Origin of the sequence: Novosphingobium sp., from assembly GCF_049240505.1 — a bacterium.
Lineage (GTDB): Bacteria > Pseudomonadota > Alphaproteobacteria > Sphingomonadales > Sphingomonadaceae > Novosphingobium.
Genome location: NZ_JBMLSM010000088.1, coordinates 1 through 15956, shown reverse-complemented (window position 1 = coordinate 15956; position 15956 = coordinate 1). Strand labels below are relative to the sequence as shown.

Below are 15956 nucleotides of genomic sequence, written 5' to 3'. Positions count from 1 at the left end.
TTTAGCGGTTGTTTACGCGGAGCAAGCTGCTTCCCATCAAATGCCGCGGATCAGGACCCTTGTTCTGCATGACGGCCTGATCGCCGAGAGCCATGCGGGTTAATCTCTACTTATTTGCTAGAGTCTTTTTCGTCAAGTCATATTGCGGCACGTCACGGCGAAAGGAAAACTTGTTCCCACCCAAATCCGATTGTCTATAGTTATGATAGACATTGAGCCATCGAACGATCATCATCCTGGCGCCTCACGCGACAACGCGCAGGTCCTCAAAGCCAGAAGATGGACCGCAAGATGACCAACGCTTCCGAAAACACCCTGATCTCCCGCCGCGAAACGCTGGGCGGCGCCGCAGCCACACTGGCCCTTGGCGCCATCGCCGCGCCCGCCGTTTCTGCGCCAAAAGAAGCGCGGCAACCCAACATCCTCTACATCATGGCTGACGATCTTGGTTATGCCGACCTCTCTTGCTACGGTCGGCGCGATTTCGAAACGCCCGTGCTGGATCGTCTCGCAGCGCAAGGCCTGCGCTTCACCGATGCCTATGCCAACAGCGCAGTCTGCACCGCCACGCGGGTGGGACTGATCACCGGACGCTATCAGTATCGCCTGCCCGTGGGCCTGGAAGAGCCGCTGGCCTTCCGCCAAAACATCGGCCTGCCGCCTGCACACCCGACACTGCCGTCGCTGCTGGCAAAGGCAGGCTATCGCACTTCGCTGATCGGCAAGTGGCACCTTGGCAGCCTGCCCGATTTCGATCCGTTGAAAAGCGGCTACCAGACCTTCTGGGGCATCCGCAGCGGTGGCGTGGATTACTACACCCACGCTACCAGCAACGGCGAACCCGATTTGTGGGACGGTCCGACCCCTGTGGAAAAGACCGGCTATCTTACCGATCTCCTTGCTGACCGTGCAATTGCCGAAATCAGGGAGGCTTCGGCGGCAAAGGCTCCGTGGTTCATGAGCCTGCACTTTACTGCTCCACATTGGCCGTGGGAAGGACCGAGCGATGCCAGCGAATCGGCCCGTATTGCCGGTTCGAAAGACCCCAAGGCCCTGTTCCACTTCGATGGTGGCAGCGCCGCGATCTATGCCGCAATGGTGCGGCGGCTGGATTATCAGGTAGGCCGCGTGCTCGATGCCCTGCGCAAAGCGGGTGCCGAACAGGACACCATCGTGGTCTTCACCAGCGACAACGGCGGTGAGCGTTTTTCCGACACATGGCCGTTCAGCGGGCGCAAGACCGAACTGCTCGAAGGGGGCCTGCGCATTCCGGCAATCGTTCGCTGGCCAGGCGTTACTCGCGCGGGCACTACAAGCAACGCACAGATCATCTCGATGGACTGGTTGCCCACGTTCCTCGCCGCCGCAGGATCAACACCCGATTCCGCACATCTCACCGACGGCATCGACATCCGCCCCGCCCTGAGCGGACAGGCGCTGCCGCAACGCACACTGTTCTGGCGCTACAAGAACCACGCCCAGCGCGCTGCCCGGCGCGGAAACCTCAAATACCTGAAGATCGGCGACAACGAGTTCCTTTTCGATGTGGATGCAGATCCGCTGGAACGGGCCAACCTCAAGGAACGCGAACCAGCACGCTTCATCGAACTGAAAGCCGCCTGGGAAGCATGGAACGCCGACATGCTGCCAATAGACCCACAGTCCTACACGCACGGCTTTGGCCCCAGCGAACTGGCCGACCATTTCCGGGTGGATTGAATTTTGGGAGTATGGATGCCCCGCGAGGATTCGAACCTCGATAGACGGAATCAGAATCCGTAGTCTTACCATTAGACGACGGGGCAGTGTGAGGCGCGCAACTAGGGGGCGGTTGCTTGCAAGTCAAGCGGGGGAAATGGCATTTTTGGGTGCTGGCCTTGCGGGCGGGGCGCTGCGGCGCTAGCATTGCGGGCAAGTACCCGGCAGGCATTGAGCGGCGCGGGAAAACATAAGCGAATTTGTGACATGGCGGGAACCATTCCGCCGGCCAGTGGGCAAGGTCCGCGTTTCGGCAGCAAGAAGGGGCAAAGGAAAAAGCCCCGCAAGCCACGCGGCAATGCCGGGAGTAACCTCCCGCCCGGATCTGCCGGCAAGACGAAACCGCCCGCAGCGCGTAGCGCGGGCAGCACTGATACTTGCGCAGCTGCGCCCATCGTGTCTGTGCCCGAGCCTGCCCCGCCACTCCCCGAATCACCGCGCGCCGCTGGCTGGGTCAAGTCGATGCCACATTATCGACAGGCCTATGCCGCGATCGATCTTGGCACGAACAACTGTCGCCTGCTGATCGCGCGCCCTTCGGGTGAGCACTTCGTGGTGATCGATGCCTTCAGCCGTGTGGTGCGGCTGGGTGAAGGCCTGGCGCAGACCGGACGGCTTTCGGATGCAGCGATGGACCGCGCGCTGGCCGCGCTGCATGTCTGTGCGGACAAGCTGCGCAAGCGCAATGTCCACCTCGCGCGCTCGGTCGCGACAGAGGCCTGCCGCCGCGCCACAAACGGGCAGCAGTTCATCGACCGGGTGCTGGCGGAAACCGGCATCCATCTGAACATCATCACTGCGCAGGAAGAGGCGCGACTTGCAGTTCTGGGGTGCCACATCCTGCTGGAGCAAGGCACCGGCCCCGCCATGATCTTCGATATCGGCGGCGGATCGACCGAGATGGTGCTGGTGGAAACCGGCGAGACGGTGCCCCGCATTCTCGATTGGCAATCGGTGCCCTGGGGCGTGGTTTCCCTCACCGAAAGCATCGGCGCGATTGCTGACGATCCCGACGCCCGCGCCGTCGCCTATGCCGAAATGCGCCGCCGCGTGGACGAAGGTTTTGCCGACTTTGCACAACGGGTCCGCCCCATGCGCAGTGCAGCGCGTGGCGAAGGCCGCATCCGCCTGCTCGGCACCAGCGGCACTGTCACAACGCTGGCCAGCGTCCATCTGGAACTCCCGCAGTATGACAGGCGCGCGGTGGACGGTCTGGTCATGCCCGCCGAATCGATGCGCAGCATCAGCCAGCGCCTTTCGGTGATGACCCCGGCAGAGCGTGTTGCCCTGCCCTGCATCGGGCGCGAACGGTCCGATCTGGTCGTGGCAGGGTGCGCCATCCTCGAATCGATCCTCGACATCTGGCCCGCAGATCGGCTTGGCATTGCCGATCGCGGCATTCGCGAAGGCATCCTGCGCAGCCTCATGGCCATCGGCGCAGACCCGCGCGGCCCCAAACGAACGGAAGCAGCATGAGCCGCTCAGGAAAAAATCCCAACGAGCGCCTGAAAAGCGCCAAAGGCCGCAGCGCCTCCTCCGTCCGCTGGCTTTCGCGCCAGTTGAACGACCCTTACGTAAAGCAGGCCAAGGCCGATGGCTGGCGCAGCCGCGCGGCCTACAAGCTGATCGAGCTGGACGAGAAATTTGGTCTGCTGCGCGGATCTAAGCGCGTGGTCGATCTTGGCATCGCTCCCGGCGGGTGGGCGCAAGTGGTGCGCAAGAAAGCCCCGGCGGCAAGCGTCGTCGGCATCGATCTGCTACCCACTGACCCGATCGAAGGCGTGACGATCTTCCAGATGGACTTCATGGCCGACGAAGCCCCGCAAGCCCTGCAGGATGCGCTGGACGGTCCGCCCGATCTCGTGATTTCCGACATGGCCGCCAACACCGTCGGCCACAAGCAGACCGACCACTTGCGCACGATGGGGCTGGTGGAAACGGCGGTGGACTTTGCCGTGCAGACGCTCGCCCCCGGCGGCGCTTTTGTGGCCAAGGTCTTTGCGGGCGGCACCGATACCGAACTGCTGGGCATCCTGAAAAAGAACTTCACCACCGTGAAGCACGCCAAGCCGCCCGCCAGCCGCAAGGATTCGTCGGAATGGTACGTGATCGCGCAAGGCTTCAAGGGCCGCGCAGAGTGAGGCGTTAACCCGCAGCCACCGCGCTGTTGCACAACGGGACTCAGGAAAATCCCTTAGCTGGCAACGACAGCCAGCGTGGTTATCAGCGCGTTAACCCGACGCAATTTTCGAGAACCACACTGATGACTTTCCGGCGCAACCTGCTGTTTCCTATGGCTCTCCTCGGCTTCTCCGGCGGGGCGGTGGCGGAAGGGAATGCAGCAAGAGGATGGTCTGCCGACTGGAAAGTCATCGGCGTGGCGCAAGACCGGACCGAAGTGCTGGTGCGCCCCGCATCCATCCGCGAACTGCCGCCCAGCACGGAACGCACGTTCACCGTCCGTCAGGTATGGGCGGGATTCGATTTCGCGGGAGCGGCCTCGCTCGACACGGGACGCAAGCTGGTGCTGTTCCGCTATGATTGCACCAGCCAGCGCGTGCTGATCGCTGCGGCGACCGACTATGCCCCCGATGGCGCAGTGCTTGCCCGCAATACCGTGGAGGCCGATCGGGCCGACCGGTATGAACCGGTCGAACCCGAAACGCTCAATGCCACGATCATGGCAGAAGCCTGCGCCGCGTAGGATCAATAGGCTGCCGTAAACCGCGCGCGCGGATGGCGATGCTGCTCCAGTTCGTCGACCATCGCGATGGCATAGTCAGCAAAGCTGATCCGGCTCTCGCCCTTCTCGTCCACCACGAGCTGGTCGGTGCCCAACCGGAACGTGCCGGTGCGAGGGCCTTCTTCAATAAACGCCGCGGGTGAAAAGAACGTCCAGTCGATTTCCGTCTCGGCCCGCAGGTCTTTGAGGAAGGCGATGCCGCCAAGGATCGCAGGCTTCCATTCATCGGGCAGATCCATCGCATCGAACAGGATCTTGCCCGGCGCCACTTCCAGACTGGCGGCCCCGCCCGTTACCAACAGGCGCGGCACACCTGCCTTCTTGAGCGCGGAAAGCAGCGTTTGTGCTGGCACATCGAAATGCAGCGCACTGATCACCGCATCCACGCCTGCAATCAGCGGGACAAGCGCCTGCGGATCAGAAGCATCACCCTGCACGGCAGTGACGGTCGGCGCAGGTGCGATTGCTTCGGGCTTGCGCGCAATCGCCACCACATCGTGCCCTCGGCGGGCCAGTTCGGCGGTGATTTCCGATCCTGCGCGGCCACTTGCACCCAACACGGCAACTTTCATCCTATTCTCCATTGGTAGTTTCCAATGGATACCAAGTGCTATATGGAAATCACCCATGCAAGAAGGCACGATTTCCATACCTGGTCACCGCGAAGTGACCGCGCCAGCGCCCGCAACGGCGCAAAGCCAACCGCGCGGCGATGTCTATGCCGCCAATTGCCCCACACGGCAGTTGCTTGATCGCATTGCCGACAAATGGAGCACGCTGATCCTGATGCTGCTGGCGGCCGAGGACATGCGCTTCAATGCGCTCAAACGCCGCATTCAGGGCGTAAGCCAGAAAATGCTGAGCCAGACCTTGCGCTCGCTTGAGCGGGACGGACTGGTGAGTCGAACCGTGGAGCCGACCGTTCCGGTCACGGTCACTTATGCGATAACGCCATTGGGGCGCGGCCTGTTCGGATCGCTTTCGGCCATGATCGAATGGGCCGAAACCTGCATGATCGAAGTCACCGCCGCCCAGCGCGCTTATGATTTGAAGCAAGTGTCAGCGGGTTGAAACAGCGCGAACCGCGTTCCAGTTGAACAAGAAATTGCGGTGTTCGGCCCAAGTCTGGCCCGCGATTGCGTCACCCAGCAAGCAAGCAGCCGTGTGATATGGCCCCGCCCCATCAGTTGTGCGAAAGCTAACGCAGGTCCGGCCGCGATCAGTTTTCCAGCGCCCGGCCTGAATCTCGCTTTCATAAAAGCTGCCTGCAACCGTTCCATCGGCCCGCAATTCAAGCATCATCGGCTTGGAGTAGGGTTGCCCCGGATCGGTGGAGAGATCCACTGTCCACGCTCCCTGCATTGCCGCAGGCGTCTCCGCTGCGCGAGCGGGCGAAGCTGCAAGCAGAACGCAAGACAGTGCAAAAACCACTGGCAATCGCACCATCATCGATCTCCCTTCTGGCTCACAATGATTGTCGGACGCCGCAAAGCAAAGCTGCATCAAAGGACATGAAAAAGGCGCCGGGAGCGATGCTCCGGGCGCCTTTTCATTTCTGCACACCTTGGCCCGAATCAGGCGCCCGGTGCTGCCTCGCTGGCTGCTGCATCGGGAGCGGCTTCGCTCGCCGCTGCGTCTGCAGGAGCTTCTGCAGCCGGGGCTGCATCGGCAGCGGGCAGCGGCAGGTTCGAACCGAGCGAGTTGAGATAGAGGATCACGTTGGCGCGATCTTCGCCCTTGGGCAGACCGGCGAACGACATCTTGGTGCCTGCCGCGAACGCCTTGGGGTTCTTCAGCCACGCATCGAGGTTATCGAAATCCCAGTTGCCGCCGTGGCCGGAAAGATCGGCCGAATAGGCGAACCCGGCTGCGTGCTTGCCGATCGGCTTGCCCACGATACCGAAAAGATTCGGACCGATGCCGCTGGCACCGCCCTGATCCGCCGTGTGGCACGCCTTGCACTTGGCGAAAACCGCTTCACCCTTGGCCGCGTCGCCCGCAGCAAGCCGATTCGGCAGCGGCAGTTCGGCAGCAGCGCCAGCACCGGCTTCTTCTTCAACGCCTTCGATGGCATAGCCCATCTTTTCAGGGCGATGTTCCTTGTCGGCCATGAAATAGTGGCCAGACAGGCTGGAAAGCCCCAGAGCCACGATGCCCCCGAACAAGGCCCATCCGGCGATGGTATTGAAGCGGTCGTCCATTTAGAAGCCCCATAGGCGCACGCCGACACCTTGCCGACACCCGCGCGAGTTGCCGGACCCTCTAGTAAGCGGCTTGCCGCAGCGCAAGATGGTTTGATACCCAAAAAGCCCACAAAAAAGTGTTGTCGCTTGCCGGAAAAGGCGCACGAGCCTAACGGACGCGCGTTATGCAGAGCTATCCCGCCCCCGCACTCGCCCTCGTGGAAAAAATGGCCGCAGCCGCAGCCGCCGATCCGGCGCGCGCCGTGTCGTTTCAGGGCGCGCCGGGGGCCAATTCACATCGCGCGGCGATGGAAGCCTTGCCCGATTGCCTGCCACTGCCCTGCTTTTCGTTCGAAGATGCGCTTGACGCGGTAAAGGAAGGCCGCGCCGCCCACGCCATTATTCCCATCGAAAACTCACAGCATGGGCGCGTGGCGGATATCCACTTTCTGCTGCCCGAAAGCGGGCTTTCGATCGTGGGCGAGCACTTCCTCGAAATCCATGCCAGCCTGATGGCGCTGGGCGATGGCCCTTTCACCGCCGCATACAGCCACCCACAGGCGCTTGGCCAATCGCGCTTCTACCTGCGCAATCTGGGCATCGTGCCAATGAGCTATGCCGATACGGCAGGCGCAGCGGCCTATGTGGCGGAACTTGGCGATCCCACGGTGGCGGCTCTCGCCCCGCGCATCGCGGCAGACCTCTATGGCCTCAAAGTCATCGAAGACAACGTGGAAGACGCGCACGACAACACCACGCGCTTCGTGATTCTTTCGAAGACGCCGCTTGATCCCGCAACGATCACCGGCCCTGCAATGACCACGTTCGTCTTTGAAGTGCGCAACATTCCCGCCGCGCTCTACAAGGCGCTGGGTGGCTTTGCCACCAATGGCGTGAACATGACCAAGCTGGAAAGCTACCAGCGTGGCGCCAGCTTTGCGGCGACCGAGTTCTTCGTCGATATCGTCGGCGCGCCGGGCGAACGCGCGGTCGATCTGGCATTCGAGGAATTGGGATTTTTCGCCAAGGATCTGCGGATGCTGGGCACTTATCCGATGGAACGCATCCGGCGCGGATAAGTCGGCGCAGTTACGCTTGAACGCCGCGATGGCGCGTGCAAGGTTGCGCGGGTGATATTCGGTGCGGCAGCAAATTCGGACACGGCGGTTTCGGCTGGCGATGATGCTGCTGCAGCGGAAGCGGCATGGCGTTCCATGCGCGATTCGGCAGATATCCAGTTCGCCCCCGTGCCACCCGATCCCCCACAGCCGACGCCCGAATGGATGAAAGTTCTGGGCGAATGGCTGGAATGGCTGCTTTCCCCACTTGGCAATCTGCTTGGTAAAGGCTGGGGCGTTATCGAAATGGTGCTGCTGGTCGGCGCGGGGATTGGTGCGGCGTGGATAGCATGGGCACTGCTTTGGCCGCTTTGGCGTGACCGTCAGGCGCGCAGCAAGGTCGCCGCGCCCGAATGGGCGCCGCCGCGCGAAGAAGCGCTCGCCCTGCTTGAAGATGCCGACAGGCTCGCTGCACAAGGCCTTTACGCAGAAGCCGCGCATCTCCTGCTACAGCGCAGCGTCGGCCAGATCGCCCGCGCCCGGCCCGATTGGCTGAAACCTGCCAGCACCGCGCGCGAAATCGGTTCGCTTCAAGGTCTGCCCGGCGAAGCGCGCACCGCATTCGGCACCATTGCCGGGCTGGTCGAACGCGCGCGCTATGCCTTGCGCCCGCTTGGGGCCGAAGACTGGTCCACCGCACGCGCCGCCTACGCGCGCTTCGCGCTCGAACCGCTTGGGGCATTCGAACCTTTGGGGACTGGGGCTTGAGCGCCGCGCCATCGCCTTTTTCACGCGGGACGGTCATCGGCATGTTGCTGGTCGGCGCGCTGGCCTTTGTCGCGCTGCTCTGGTTTCTGGGCAACAGCACCGGCGGCAGCGGCAACGATGGTGGCGCGCATGTGGGCGGTAAGGGGCTGAACGGCTTTGCAGGCCTTGCGCAAATGCTGGAATCCGAAGGGCTTGATGTGCAGCGCCTGCGCAACCGCCAGACGATCGAAAGCACCCCCGGCCTGCTGATCCTCACCCCGCCTGCCGGTGCAGAAGGCAAGGACATCGCCAAAGTCGTCGATGCTCGCCGCTACATCGGGCCGACACTGGTCATCGCACCCAAATGGTTCGCCACAGGCCTGCAATCGGAAAAGGCGAAGCGCGGCTGGGTGCAGATTCTCTCCACCAACCCGCCCGAATGGCCTGGCTTTGCCGACAATGTTACGGTCGAGATCGGGGACGAAAAATCAGCCCCTGCCAGTGGATGGCGCCTGGGCCAGCGGCGCGGAAAGCTGCCTGATGACCGGCAGGTCGAATACGGTTCCGGCAAAGGCCTTGTGCCGATCGTCGACGCCGGAAACGGCAAGATCCTCGCCGCATGGCTCGATGACGATGGCTATTACCCCGGCCTCAACGATCTGGTCGGTATCGACCCGGATTACGGTGGGGATGACGAAGACCTTTACCCGGTCGTCTTCGTCTTCGAACCGGACCTGATGGACAACTGGGGCTTGGCCGACAAGGCCACCGCCCTGCTCGCCCGCGATCTGGTGCTGGCAACGGCCGACAACCGTTCGCAACCCTTCGCTTTCGACATGACGTTCAACGGCTTCGGTGCAAGCCGCAACCTGCTGACGCTGGCATTCGAGCCGCCGTTCCTTGCCGCTACGATCTGCCTGTTTCTGGCTGCGCTGGCCGTGGCATGGCGCGCGCTCCACCGCTTCGGCCCGGCGCTGACGCAGGGGCCGGAAATTGCGATGGGCAAGGCCGCGCTGGTTGGCAACGCTGCCGGCCTGATCCGCCGCGCAGGCCGCGTCCACCTTGCCGCCGCCCCCTATGCCGACGCGGTGCGAGAGCGGATTGCGCTGGCGCTGGGCCTGCCGCGCGGCCTTTCGCATGAAGAGATCGAACGCCTGATCGATGCGGCACAAGCGCGGCGTGGCATCCCCGGACCGACATTCTCCAGCGCTGCCCGCCACTTGCGCGATGCACGCAAACCCCACGACGTGACCAAACGCGCGCTGGTCCTGCAACAGATAGAAAGGCTCCTGAAGTGAACCTAGATGCACCTACGATGACCCTGGCGGAACTTGGCGCCCTTTCAGGCGCCATCCGTGCCGAGGTCGGCAAGGCTGTGGTCGGGCAGGAGCAGGTGCTCGATCATCTCCTCGTCGCGCTCTTCGCAGGCGGCCATGTTCTGCTTGAAGGACCGCCCGGAACCGCCAAGACCTTCCTCGCCCAAACCTTTGCCGCCACGCTGGGGCTGGACTTTGGCCGCATCCAGTTCACCCCCGATCTGATGCCGGGCGACATCCTCGGCTCCAACCTGTTCAACTTCCAGACCAGCCAGTTCACGCTGACGCGCGGGCCGATTTTCCACGAACTGCTGCTGGCCGACGAAATCAACCGCACCCCGCCCAAGACGCAGGCCGCGCTGCTGGAAGCGATGCAGGAACGCCGCGTGACGCTGGACGGCGAAGCGCACGCTCTATCAGACCGCTTCATGGTGGTGGCAACGCAGAACCCGATCGAAAGCCAAGGCGTCTATCCCCTGCCCGAAGCCCAGCTTGATCGCTTCCTGTTCAAGCTGCTGGTCGAATATCCCTCCGCCGAGGAAGAAGCCCGCATCGTCACCCGTTATGGCGAAGGGCGCGGCGCGCCGAAGCCTGCGGACCTTGGCGTTTCCGCCGTGGCCGATGCCGCGCAGCTCAAGGCGGCGCAGGCGGCGGTCGCGTCGGTCACGATGGCAGAATCAGTGGTCGATTATGTCGTCCGCCTGATCCGCGCCACGCGCGAAAGCGGCGATCTGGTGGTGGGCGCAAGCCCGCGCGCCGCCGTGCTGCTGGCCGGCGCAGCCCGCGCCCGCGCCGCTCTGGATGGCCGCGAATACGTGATTCCCGATGACGTGAAGGCGCTTGCTACCGCCGTCCTGCGCCACCGCCTGATGCTCAGCCCGGCGGCTGAGATTGAGGGCAAGCAGGTGGAAGCCATCGTCGCCGCGCTGGTTGAGGGCACGGAAGCCCCGCGTTGAACAAACCACCCGCTCTCCTGCCCACGGGCCGCGCGGTCCTGCTGATCGCAGCGCTGGCCCCTGTCGCGCTGCTGCTGGCCGCGGCAGCCCCCGGCGCGTGGATCGCCGCGCCCGCATTGGGCGGCGCGCTGCTGGTGCTGGTGCTGCTCGATGGACTGTTCGCCGGATCGCTTGATGATCTGCGCGTCATCGTGCCGGGCGATGCCGAAGTCGGAGAGCCGACACGCCTCACCGTGATGGCCGATCTTTCGCGCACCGCCCCCCGCCCGCGCCCTGAAGCCGCGCTGGAATGCGATCCGCGCCTCAGTTCCGGCGGACGCATCGCTCTGCCCTTGGCGTTCAGTGACGGCGCGTGGGGCGGGACTGCGGACCTTACGCCTGGTCGCCGTGGCACCGGCGCTGTCTCGCGCATATGGCTGCGCTGGACCGGTCCGCTCGGCCTCGCCCACCGGCAGGCCACGCGCCCTTTGGACGCCGAAGTGCGGATCTGGCCGAATATCGCCCCCGTGCGCAGTCCGGCGCTTCAGATTTTCCTGCGCGATGCCCAGTTCGGCATGATCGCGCGCCGCATTCGCGGTGAAGGCACCGATTTCGAAGCGCTGGCCGAATACGAACCGGGCATGGACCGCCGCCGGATCGACTGGAAAAGCTCGGCCCGCCACGCCCGCCTCTATGCCAAGGAATACGAGGTCGAGCGCAACAACCAGATCGTCTTTGCCTTCGATTGCGGGCAGGCCATGTGCGAACCGATCGAGGGCCTGCCCCGCATTGATCGCGCCGTGACTGCCGCGCTGACCACCGCCTACGTCGCCCTGAAAGCGCAGGATCGCGTGGCGCTGTTCGGCTTTGCCGCCCGGCCCGAAGTCGCCACGCCCTTCGTCACCGACAGCCGCGATTTCGCCCGGTTGCAGCGCGCCGCCGCCAAGCTCGATTACCACCCCGGCGAACCGAACTTCACGCTGGCCCTGTCCACGCTGGCGGCGCGTTTGCAGCGTCGCTCGCTGATCGTGCTGTTCTCCGACTTTTCCGATCCCACCAGCGCCGAACTGATGGTGGAAAACGTGGGCCGTCTGGTCGACAAACATCTGGTGCTGTTCGTGGTGATGACCGACGCTGAACTTGCCCAAATCACCACGGCGGATGTCACCGATATGCAATCGGTGGCCGAAGCCGTGATCGCCAGCAGCCTGATCCGCCAGCGCGCGCTGGTGCTGCAACGCCTGCGCCACCTTGGCGTGCGCGTGCTGGAAGCGCGGCACGATCAGATCGGCACGCGGCTGCTCGACGCCTATCTTGCGATCAAGCGCGAAGGGCGGATCGGATGAACGCGGTAACGACCGGAATCGCACCCAAAGGCATCGCAAAGCGTATCGGGGGCTGGTTCGCCAAACCTTCCGAACAGGCTGTCGCTGCCGAACAGGCCGCCCTGCGCTCGGACCGTTTCCGGCTTGAGCGCGAAGCTGACTGGAAGCGGCTCGACGCCATTCTCAAACGCATGGAAGCAGGCCGCACCCGCGCGCTGTCTGATGAAGACCTGCTCGCTCTCCCCGCGCTCTATCGCACTGCCGCCTCCAGCCTTGCCATCGCGCGCGAAACCTCGCTCGATGCGGCGCTCGTTGCCTATCTGGAAGCGCTGACGCAGCGGGCATGGTTCCTCGTATATGGCCCGCGCGCGTCGCTGTGGTCATGGTTCCGCAGCTTCCTTGGCGGCGGGTGGAGCGCCAGCGTGCGCGGCCTCGGCATCGATCTGCTGATCGCGCTGGCACTGATGGTCGCGGGCACCGTAGTCGGCTGGCTGCTCGTCGATTCCAACCCCGAATGGTATCATGCGCTGGTGCCCGGCGGCTTTGCTGATGAGCGCGTGCCCGGTGCCAGCCGCGAGGTGTTGCACGCCACGCTGTTCGACAATCAGGATCAGGACGGGATGAGCGTTTTCGCCGCCAGCCTGTTCAGCAACAATGCGCAAGTCTCGATCCTGTGCTTCGCGCTGGGCTTCGCCTTCGGGTTGCCGACCATGCTGCTGCTGATCCACAACACCGCGCTGCTGGGGGCCTTGCTCTGGCTCTACCACGGTCAGGGTTTGTTGCTTGATCTGGTCGGCTGGCTCTCGATCCACGGCACGACAGAGCTGTTCGCAATCCTGCTGGCAGGCGCGGCAGGCATCCATGTGGGCCGATCGATGGCCTTTCCCGGCAACCTGCCGGTCATGGACGCGGCGGCCAACGCCGGACGGCGTGCGGCGCAGGTGATGACCGGCGTAGTGCTGATGCTCGTCATCGCGGCGCTGCTCGAAGGGTTCGCGCGCCAGATGGTGAATGCCACGCCATCGCGGTTGATCGTGGGTGGGTTCATGCTGGTGTTCTGGATCGGCTACTTCTTCGCCTTCAGGCGGGAGCGCCGCTGATGGCCATCGCGCTGAAAATGCCGTTCCGCCGCAGCGAGACCAGCCCCCGCCCCCTGCGCGCGGACAGCGACAAGCGGCGGCGCGTGGTCATCTCGCCCGAAGGCGTGCCGATACCATTCATGCTGGCATCGCGCGGCGCGCGTGCTGCAGCCCTGTTCCTTGATCTGGCGATGATTTTCGGCGCGATGATCGGCTCCACACTCATCCTTGCCTGGATCGCAGACGGTGTTGGCCTGAACTTCAACGAAAAGGACAGCCCCGCAGGCCGTGCGGTGCAGGCCCTGATCATCGTCTGGATCGTGGCACTGTTCCTGTTCCGCAACGCATGGTTCCTGTTCTTCGAACTCGGCCCGCGCGGCGCGACCCCGGGCAAGCGCATCTGCGGCATCCGCGTGGCGGCACGGGCACGCGGCACAAATGGCGGGCGCTTGACGACCGAAGCCGTGATCGCGCGCAATCTCGTGCGCGATATCGAACTGTTCATGCCGCTGATCTTCTTCGTTTCGGCCAGCGTGCAGGGCGGCGATACCGACATGGCGGGATGGGCTGGCCTCGGCTGGTTCCTGATCTTCGTGCTGTTTCCCTTCTTCAACCGCGACCGGTTACGCTGCGGCGACATGATCGCAGGCACATGGGTGGTGGAAGCGCCGAAAAAGAAGCTGGAACAGGCGCTTTCGGTGGGCGAAGCCGCACGCGGACGATCGGCGGAAACCGGTGCCCACTATCGCTTTACCGACGCCGATCTTGCCGTTTACGGCGAATACGAACTGCAGGTTCTGGAGCGCGTCCTGCGGGAAAACCGGGCCGACGGAATGCGCGACGTTACAGAGGCGATCTGCCGCAAGATCGGCTGGAGCGCAGGAGCAGGCGACGAACGCGCCTTCCTCGAAGCCTACTATGCCCAGCTTCGCGCAAGGCTGGAAACCGGAATGCGCTTTGGCAAGCGCAAGGCCGACAAGCACACCGAGGGCCCGTGATGCAGAATTTGCGGATCATTGAGGACGATCTGTCCGGCGCGGAAATCCGCGAACTTGTCGCGCTGCACCTTTCGGGAATGCACGCCCACTCGCCCGCCTGCAAGGTTCACGCCCTGCCGGTAGAGCAGTTGCGCCAGCCCGGCGTCACGTTCTTCTCGGCATGGGTCGCCAAGGCACTCGCAGGCATGGGCGCGATCCGTGAACTTGATGCGATGCATGGAGAATTGAAGTCCATGCGCGTTGCTCCCGATTGGCTGGGCCGGGGCGTGGGTGAAGCGATGCTTCTGCACCTCCTGAGTGTCGCCCGCGCGCGCGGCTATGGGCGTGTCAGTCTCGAAACCGGTAACGGCCCCGCTTTTGCGCCTGCCCTTGCGCTTTATCGCAAGCATGGCTTCGAGAACTGCGCTGCCTTTGCCGACTATGTTCTCGACGATTTCAGCCAGTGCCTCACTCTGCGGCTGTAGTCGCTTCTGCCGGGGGTGTGGCCTCGCCCCAACTCAGCGTCCAACCCGGAAATGCGATCTGCAATGCTGCAATCGTGGCATCAGGCAAGGGTTCTGCCGAGAATACGCGGGCTGACCGACGTTCGGGATCGACAAGAACAGACGTTCGGTCCCCTTCCACGATCCGCGCCAGCGTTGCCCGCAGCCGGGTCACTTCCTCCTTGCGCGCACGCTCGGTCGCGACGGCATCCTCCAGCGCGCGGCGGGCGTCGTCAGCTTCTGGCGTGCCGCTGCGGATCTGGACCAGCCTGACGTTCGCATCGCGCCCCAAAAGGCCTTCCACCCGATCGGCAAACCGATCCTGCAAACCTTCGTTGTAGGCCGGAGCCATCACCACCGCATCGACCTGCGCCGGTCGGGCGGCAAGATTGCTGTCGAGGCGGTCGATCCGGGCGCCCGGCCCCGCCAGTTCCTGCAACTGGCGGTTGATCGCAGACTGCGCGCGCGCTTCGCGCACGTTCGCGGCAAGGCGAAGCCCCAGAGGAATGGCCAAGGCGATCAGCGCTGCGAATATCCCCACGGTCTGCGCCCAGCTTTGACGAGGCGAAAGCTGCGTGCCGAAACCGCGCACGCGCGCCGTCACCGTGGCCATCAGGGCAATGGCCGTGGCGTTGGTGATGAATAGCAACAGCGCACCCCAGGCATAATCCCACCGCGCTGTGGCGATGGAAAAACCGACGACCGCCAGTGGCGGCACCAGCGCTGTGGCGATAGCAACACCGACGAGACTGATCGCCTCGCGCCGCACGGTGGCATAGGCCCCTGCGATACCGCCAAATACAGCAACAAGCAGATCGAGCAGATTCGGGCGCACGCGCGCCAGAATGCTGGGGGTGACGTCCTGAATGGGGGAAATCCAGGTAAGCACGATGGCAATCAGGATCGCCAGCACCATGCCGACCCCCAGCGAAAGCGCTGCGCGTTTCAACAACGCCAATTCAAAAATCGCCACGCCAAAGCCGAATGCCATGATCGGCCCCAACAAGGGCGAAATCAGCATCGCGCCGATGATCACCGGCGGCGAATCCATCAGTAGGCCGACGTGGGCAATGGCCGTGGCCAGTGCCACCAGCATCAGATAGGTCGGCGAAAGCCGTGCGCCGCGTGCGATGGATGCCAAAAGGGCAGCGCGGCCGTGGCTCGGCTTCGCGCTGCCCTCTGCGTTCGTGCTATTCTGTGAGTTCCCGCCCATCGGGCGCCTAACTCACAGCTTCCCGGTAAGTTCCGGCACCACCGCAAAAAGATCACCGACGAGGCCGATGTCAGCGACCTGGAAGATGGGGGCGTCTTCGTCCTTGTTGATGGCGATGA

Annotated in this window: 16 protein-coding genes, 1 tRNA gene and 1 pseudogene; 13 read left to right on the top strand and 5 right to left on the bottom strand. The window is 63.8% G+C overall.

Annotation, left to right across the window (positions count from 1 at the left end):
• The first annotated feature begins 291 nt into the window (after positions 1 to 291).
• The gene (locus ACOVQ0_RS07140; protein ID WP_421882095.1) at positions 292 to 1719 is read left to right on the top strand and encodes a sulfatase; all 1428 of its coding nucleotides are present in this window, start codon (positions 292 to 294) and stop codon (positions 1717 to 1719) included.
• A gap of 12 nt (positions 1720 to 1731) precedes the next feature.
• On the opposite strand, the gene ACOVQ0_RS07135 is transcribed toward ACOVQ0_RS07140, so the two are convergent.
• Positions 1732 to 1805, bottom strand: a tRNA-Gln gene (locus ACOVQ0_RS07135).
• Positions 1806 to 1965: 160 nt separating this feature from the next.
• Here ACOVQ0_RS07135 and ACOVQ0_RS07130 point away from each other — a divergent pair.
• From ACOVQ0_RS07130 to ACOVQ0_RS07120, 3 genes are all read left to right on the top strand, one after another.
• The gene (locus tag ACOVQ0_RS07130; RefSeq protein WP_421882092.1) at positions 1966 to 3234 is read left to right on the top strand and encodes a Ppx/GppA family phosphatase; all 1269 of its coding nucleotides are present in this window, start codon (positions 1966 to 1968) and stop codon (positions 3232 to 3234) included.
• Positions 3231 to 3899, top strand: coding sequence for an RlmE family RNA methyltransferase (locus ACOVQ0_RS07125; RefSeq protein WP_421882089.1), 669 nt, complete (start codon positions 3231 to 3233; stop codon positions 3897 to 3899). Before ACOVQ0_RS07130 ends, ACOVQ0_RS07125 begins: the two co-directional genes overlap by 4 nt.
• Before the next feature lie 122 nt (positions 3900 to 4021).
• Positions 4022 to 4462 (top strand): surface-adhesin E family protein, encoded by a 441-nt coding sequence (locus ACOVQ0_RS07120; protein WP_421882085.1) that lies wholly within the window; start codon positions 4022 to 4024, stop codon positions 4460 to 4462.
• 2 nt (positions 4463 to 4464) lie between these two features.
• On the opposite strand, the gene ACOVQ0_RS07115 is transcribed toward ACOVQ0_RS07120, so the two are convergent.
• Positions 4465 to 5073, bottom strand: a complete 609-nt coding sequence (locus tag ACOVQ0_RS07115) for an NAD(P)-dependent oxidoreductase (RefSeq protein ID WP_421882082.1) — start codon at positions 5071 to 5073, stop codon at positions 4465 to 4467.
• Between the two features lie 55 nt (positions 5074 to 5128).
• Here ACOVQ0_RS07115 and ACOVQ0_RS07110 point away from each other — a divergent pair, with 55 nt between their 5' ends.
• Entirely contained in the window at positions 5129 to 5572 is a 444-nt protein-coding gene (locus ACOVQ0_RS07110; protein WP_421882079.1) for a winged helix-turn-helix transcriptional regulator, read from the top strand.
• A 503-nt stretch (positions 5573 to 6075) separates the two neighbouring features.
• On the opposite strand, the gene ACOVQ0_RS07105 is transcribed toward ACOVQ0_RS07110, so the two are convergent.
• Positions 6076 to 6702, bottom strand: coding sequence for a c-type cytochrome (locus tag ACOVQ0_RS07105; protein WP_421882076.1), 627 nt, complete (start codon positions 6700 to 6702; stop codon positions 6076 to 6078).
• Positions 6703 to 6869: 167 nt separating this feature from the next.
• Between ACOVQ0_RS07105 and ACOVQ0_RS07100 the strand changes: the two genes are divergently transcribed.
• From ACOVQ0_RS07100 to ACOVQ0_RS07065, 8 genes are read left to right on the top strand one after another with little or no spacing between them, the layout of a single operon-like run.
• Positions 6870 to 7763, top strand: coding sequence for a prephenate dehydratase (locus ACOVQ0_RS07100; RefSeq protein WP_421882073.1), 894 nt, complete (start codon positions 6870 to 6872; stop codon positions 7761 to 7763).
• Between the two features lie 51 nt (positions 7764 to 7814).
• The gene (locus tag ACOVQ0_RS07095; protein WP_421882069.1) at positions 7815 to 8510 is read left to right on the top strand and encodes a DUF4129 domain-containing protein; all 696 of its coding nucleotides are present in this window, start codon (positions 7815 to 7817) and stop codon (positions 8508 to 8510) included.
• Positions 8507 to 9787, top strand: coding sequence for a DUF4350 domain-containing protein (locus ACOVQ0_RS07090; RefSeq protein ID WP_421882066.1), 1281 nt, complete (start codon positions 8507 to 8509; stop codon positions 9785 to 9787). Before ACOVQ0_RS07095 ends, ACOVQ0_RS07090 begins: the two co-directional genes overlap by 4 nt.
• A 17-nt stretch (positions 9788 to 9804) precedes the next feature.
• Positions 9805 to 10761 carry an AAA family ATPase gene (locus tag ACOVQ0_RS07085; protein ID WP_421882103.1) on the top strand — a complete coding sequence of 319 codons (957 nt, stop codon included), beginning with the start codon at positions 9805 to 9807 and terminating at the stop codon, positions 10759 to 10761.
• Complete coding sequence (locus ACOVQ0_RS07080) at positions 10758 to 12086, top strand: DUF58 domain-containing protein (protein ID WP_421882063.1); 1329 nt, start codon at positions 10758 to 10760, stop codon at positions 12084 to 12086. The genes ACOVQ0_RS07085 and ACOVQ0_RS07080 overlap by 4 nt, the downstream gene beginning before the upstream one ends.
• Entirely contained in the window at positions 12083 to 13165 is a 1083-nt protein-coding gene (locus ACOVQ0_RS07075) for a stage II sporulation protein M (protein WP_421882061.1), read from the top strand. The genes ACOVQ0_RS07080 and ACOVQ0_RS07075 overlap by 4 nt, the downstream gene beginning before the upstream one ends.
• Positions 13166 to 13170: 5 nt before the next feature.
• A complete protein-coding gene (locus ACOVQ0_RS07070) occupies positions 13171 to 14142 on the top strand; it encodes an RDD family protein (protein WP_421882101.1) in 972 nt (323 codons plus the stop codon).
• Positions 14142 to 14606, top strand: coding sequence for a GNAT family N-acetyltransferase (locus ACOVQ0_RS07065; protein WP_421882098.1), 465 nt, complete (start codon positions 14142 to 14144; stop codon positions 14604 to 14606). The genes ACOVQ0_RS07070 and ACOVQ0_RS07065 overlap by 1 nt, the downstream gene beginning before the upstream one ends.
• On the opposite strand, the gene ACOVQ0_RS07060 is transcribed toward ACOVQ0_RS07065, so the two are convergent.
• Together ACOVQ0_RS07060 and ACOVQ0_RS07055 are read right to left on the bottom strand one after the other, a co-directional pair.
• On the bottom strand, positions 14590 to 15837 hold the full coding sequence (locus ACOVQ0_RS07060) for a TIGR00341 family protein (protein WP_421882059.1): 1248 nt from the start codon (positions 15835 to 15837) through the stop codon (positions 14590 to 14592). The genes ACOVQ0_RS07065 and ACOVQ0_RS07060 overlap by 17 nt on opposite strands.
• Before the next feature lie 12 nt (positions 15838 to 15849).
• Positions 15850 to 15956, bottom strand: a pseudogene (locus ACOVQ0_RS07055) (electron transfer flavoprotein subunit alpha/FixB family protein); the annotation flags it as partial.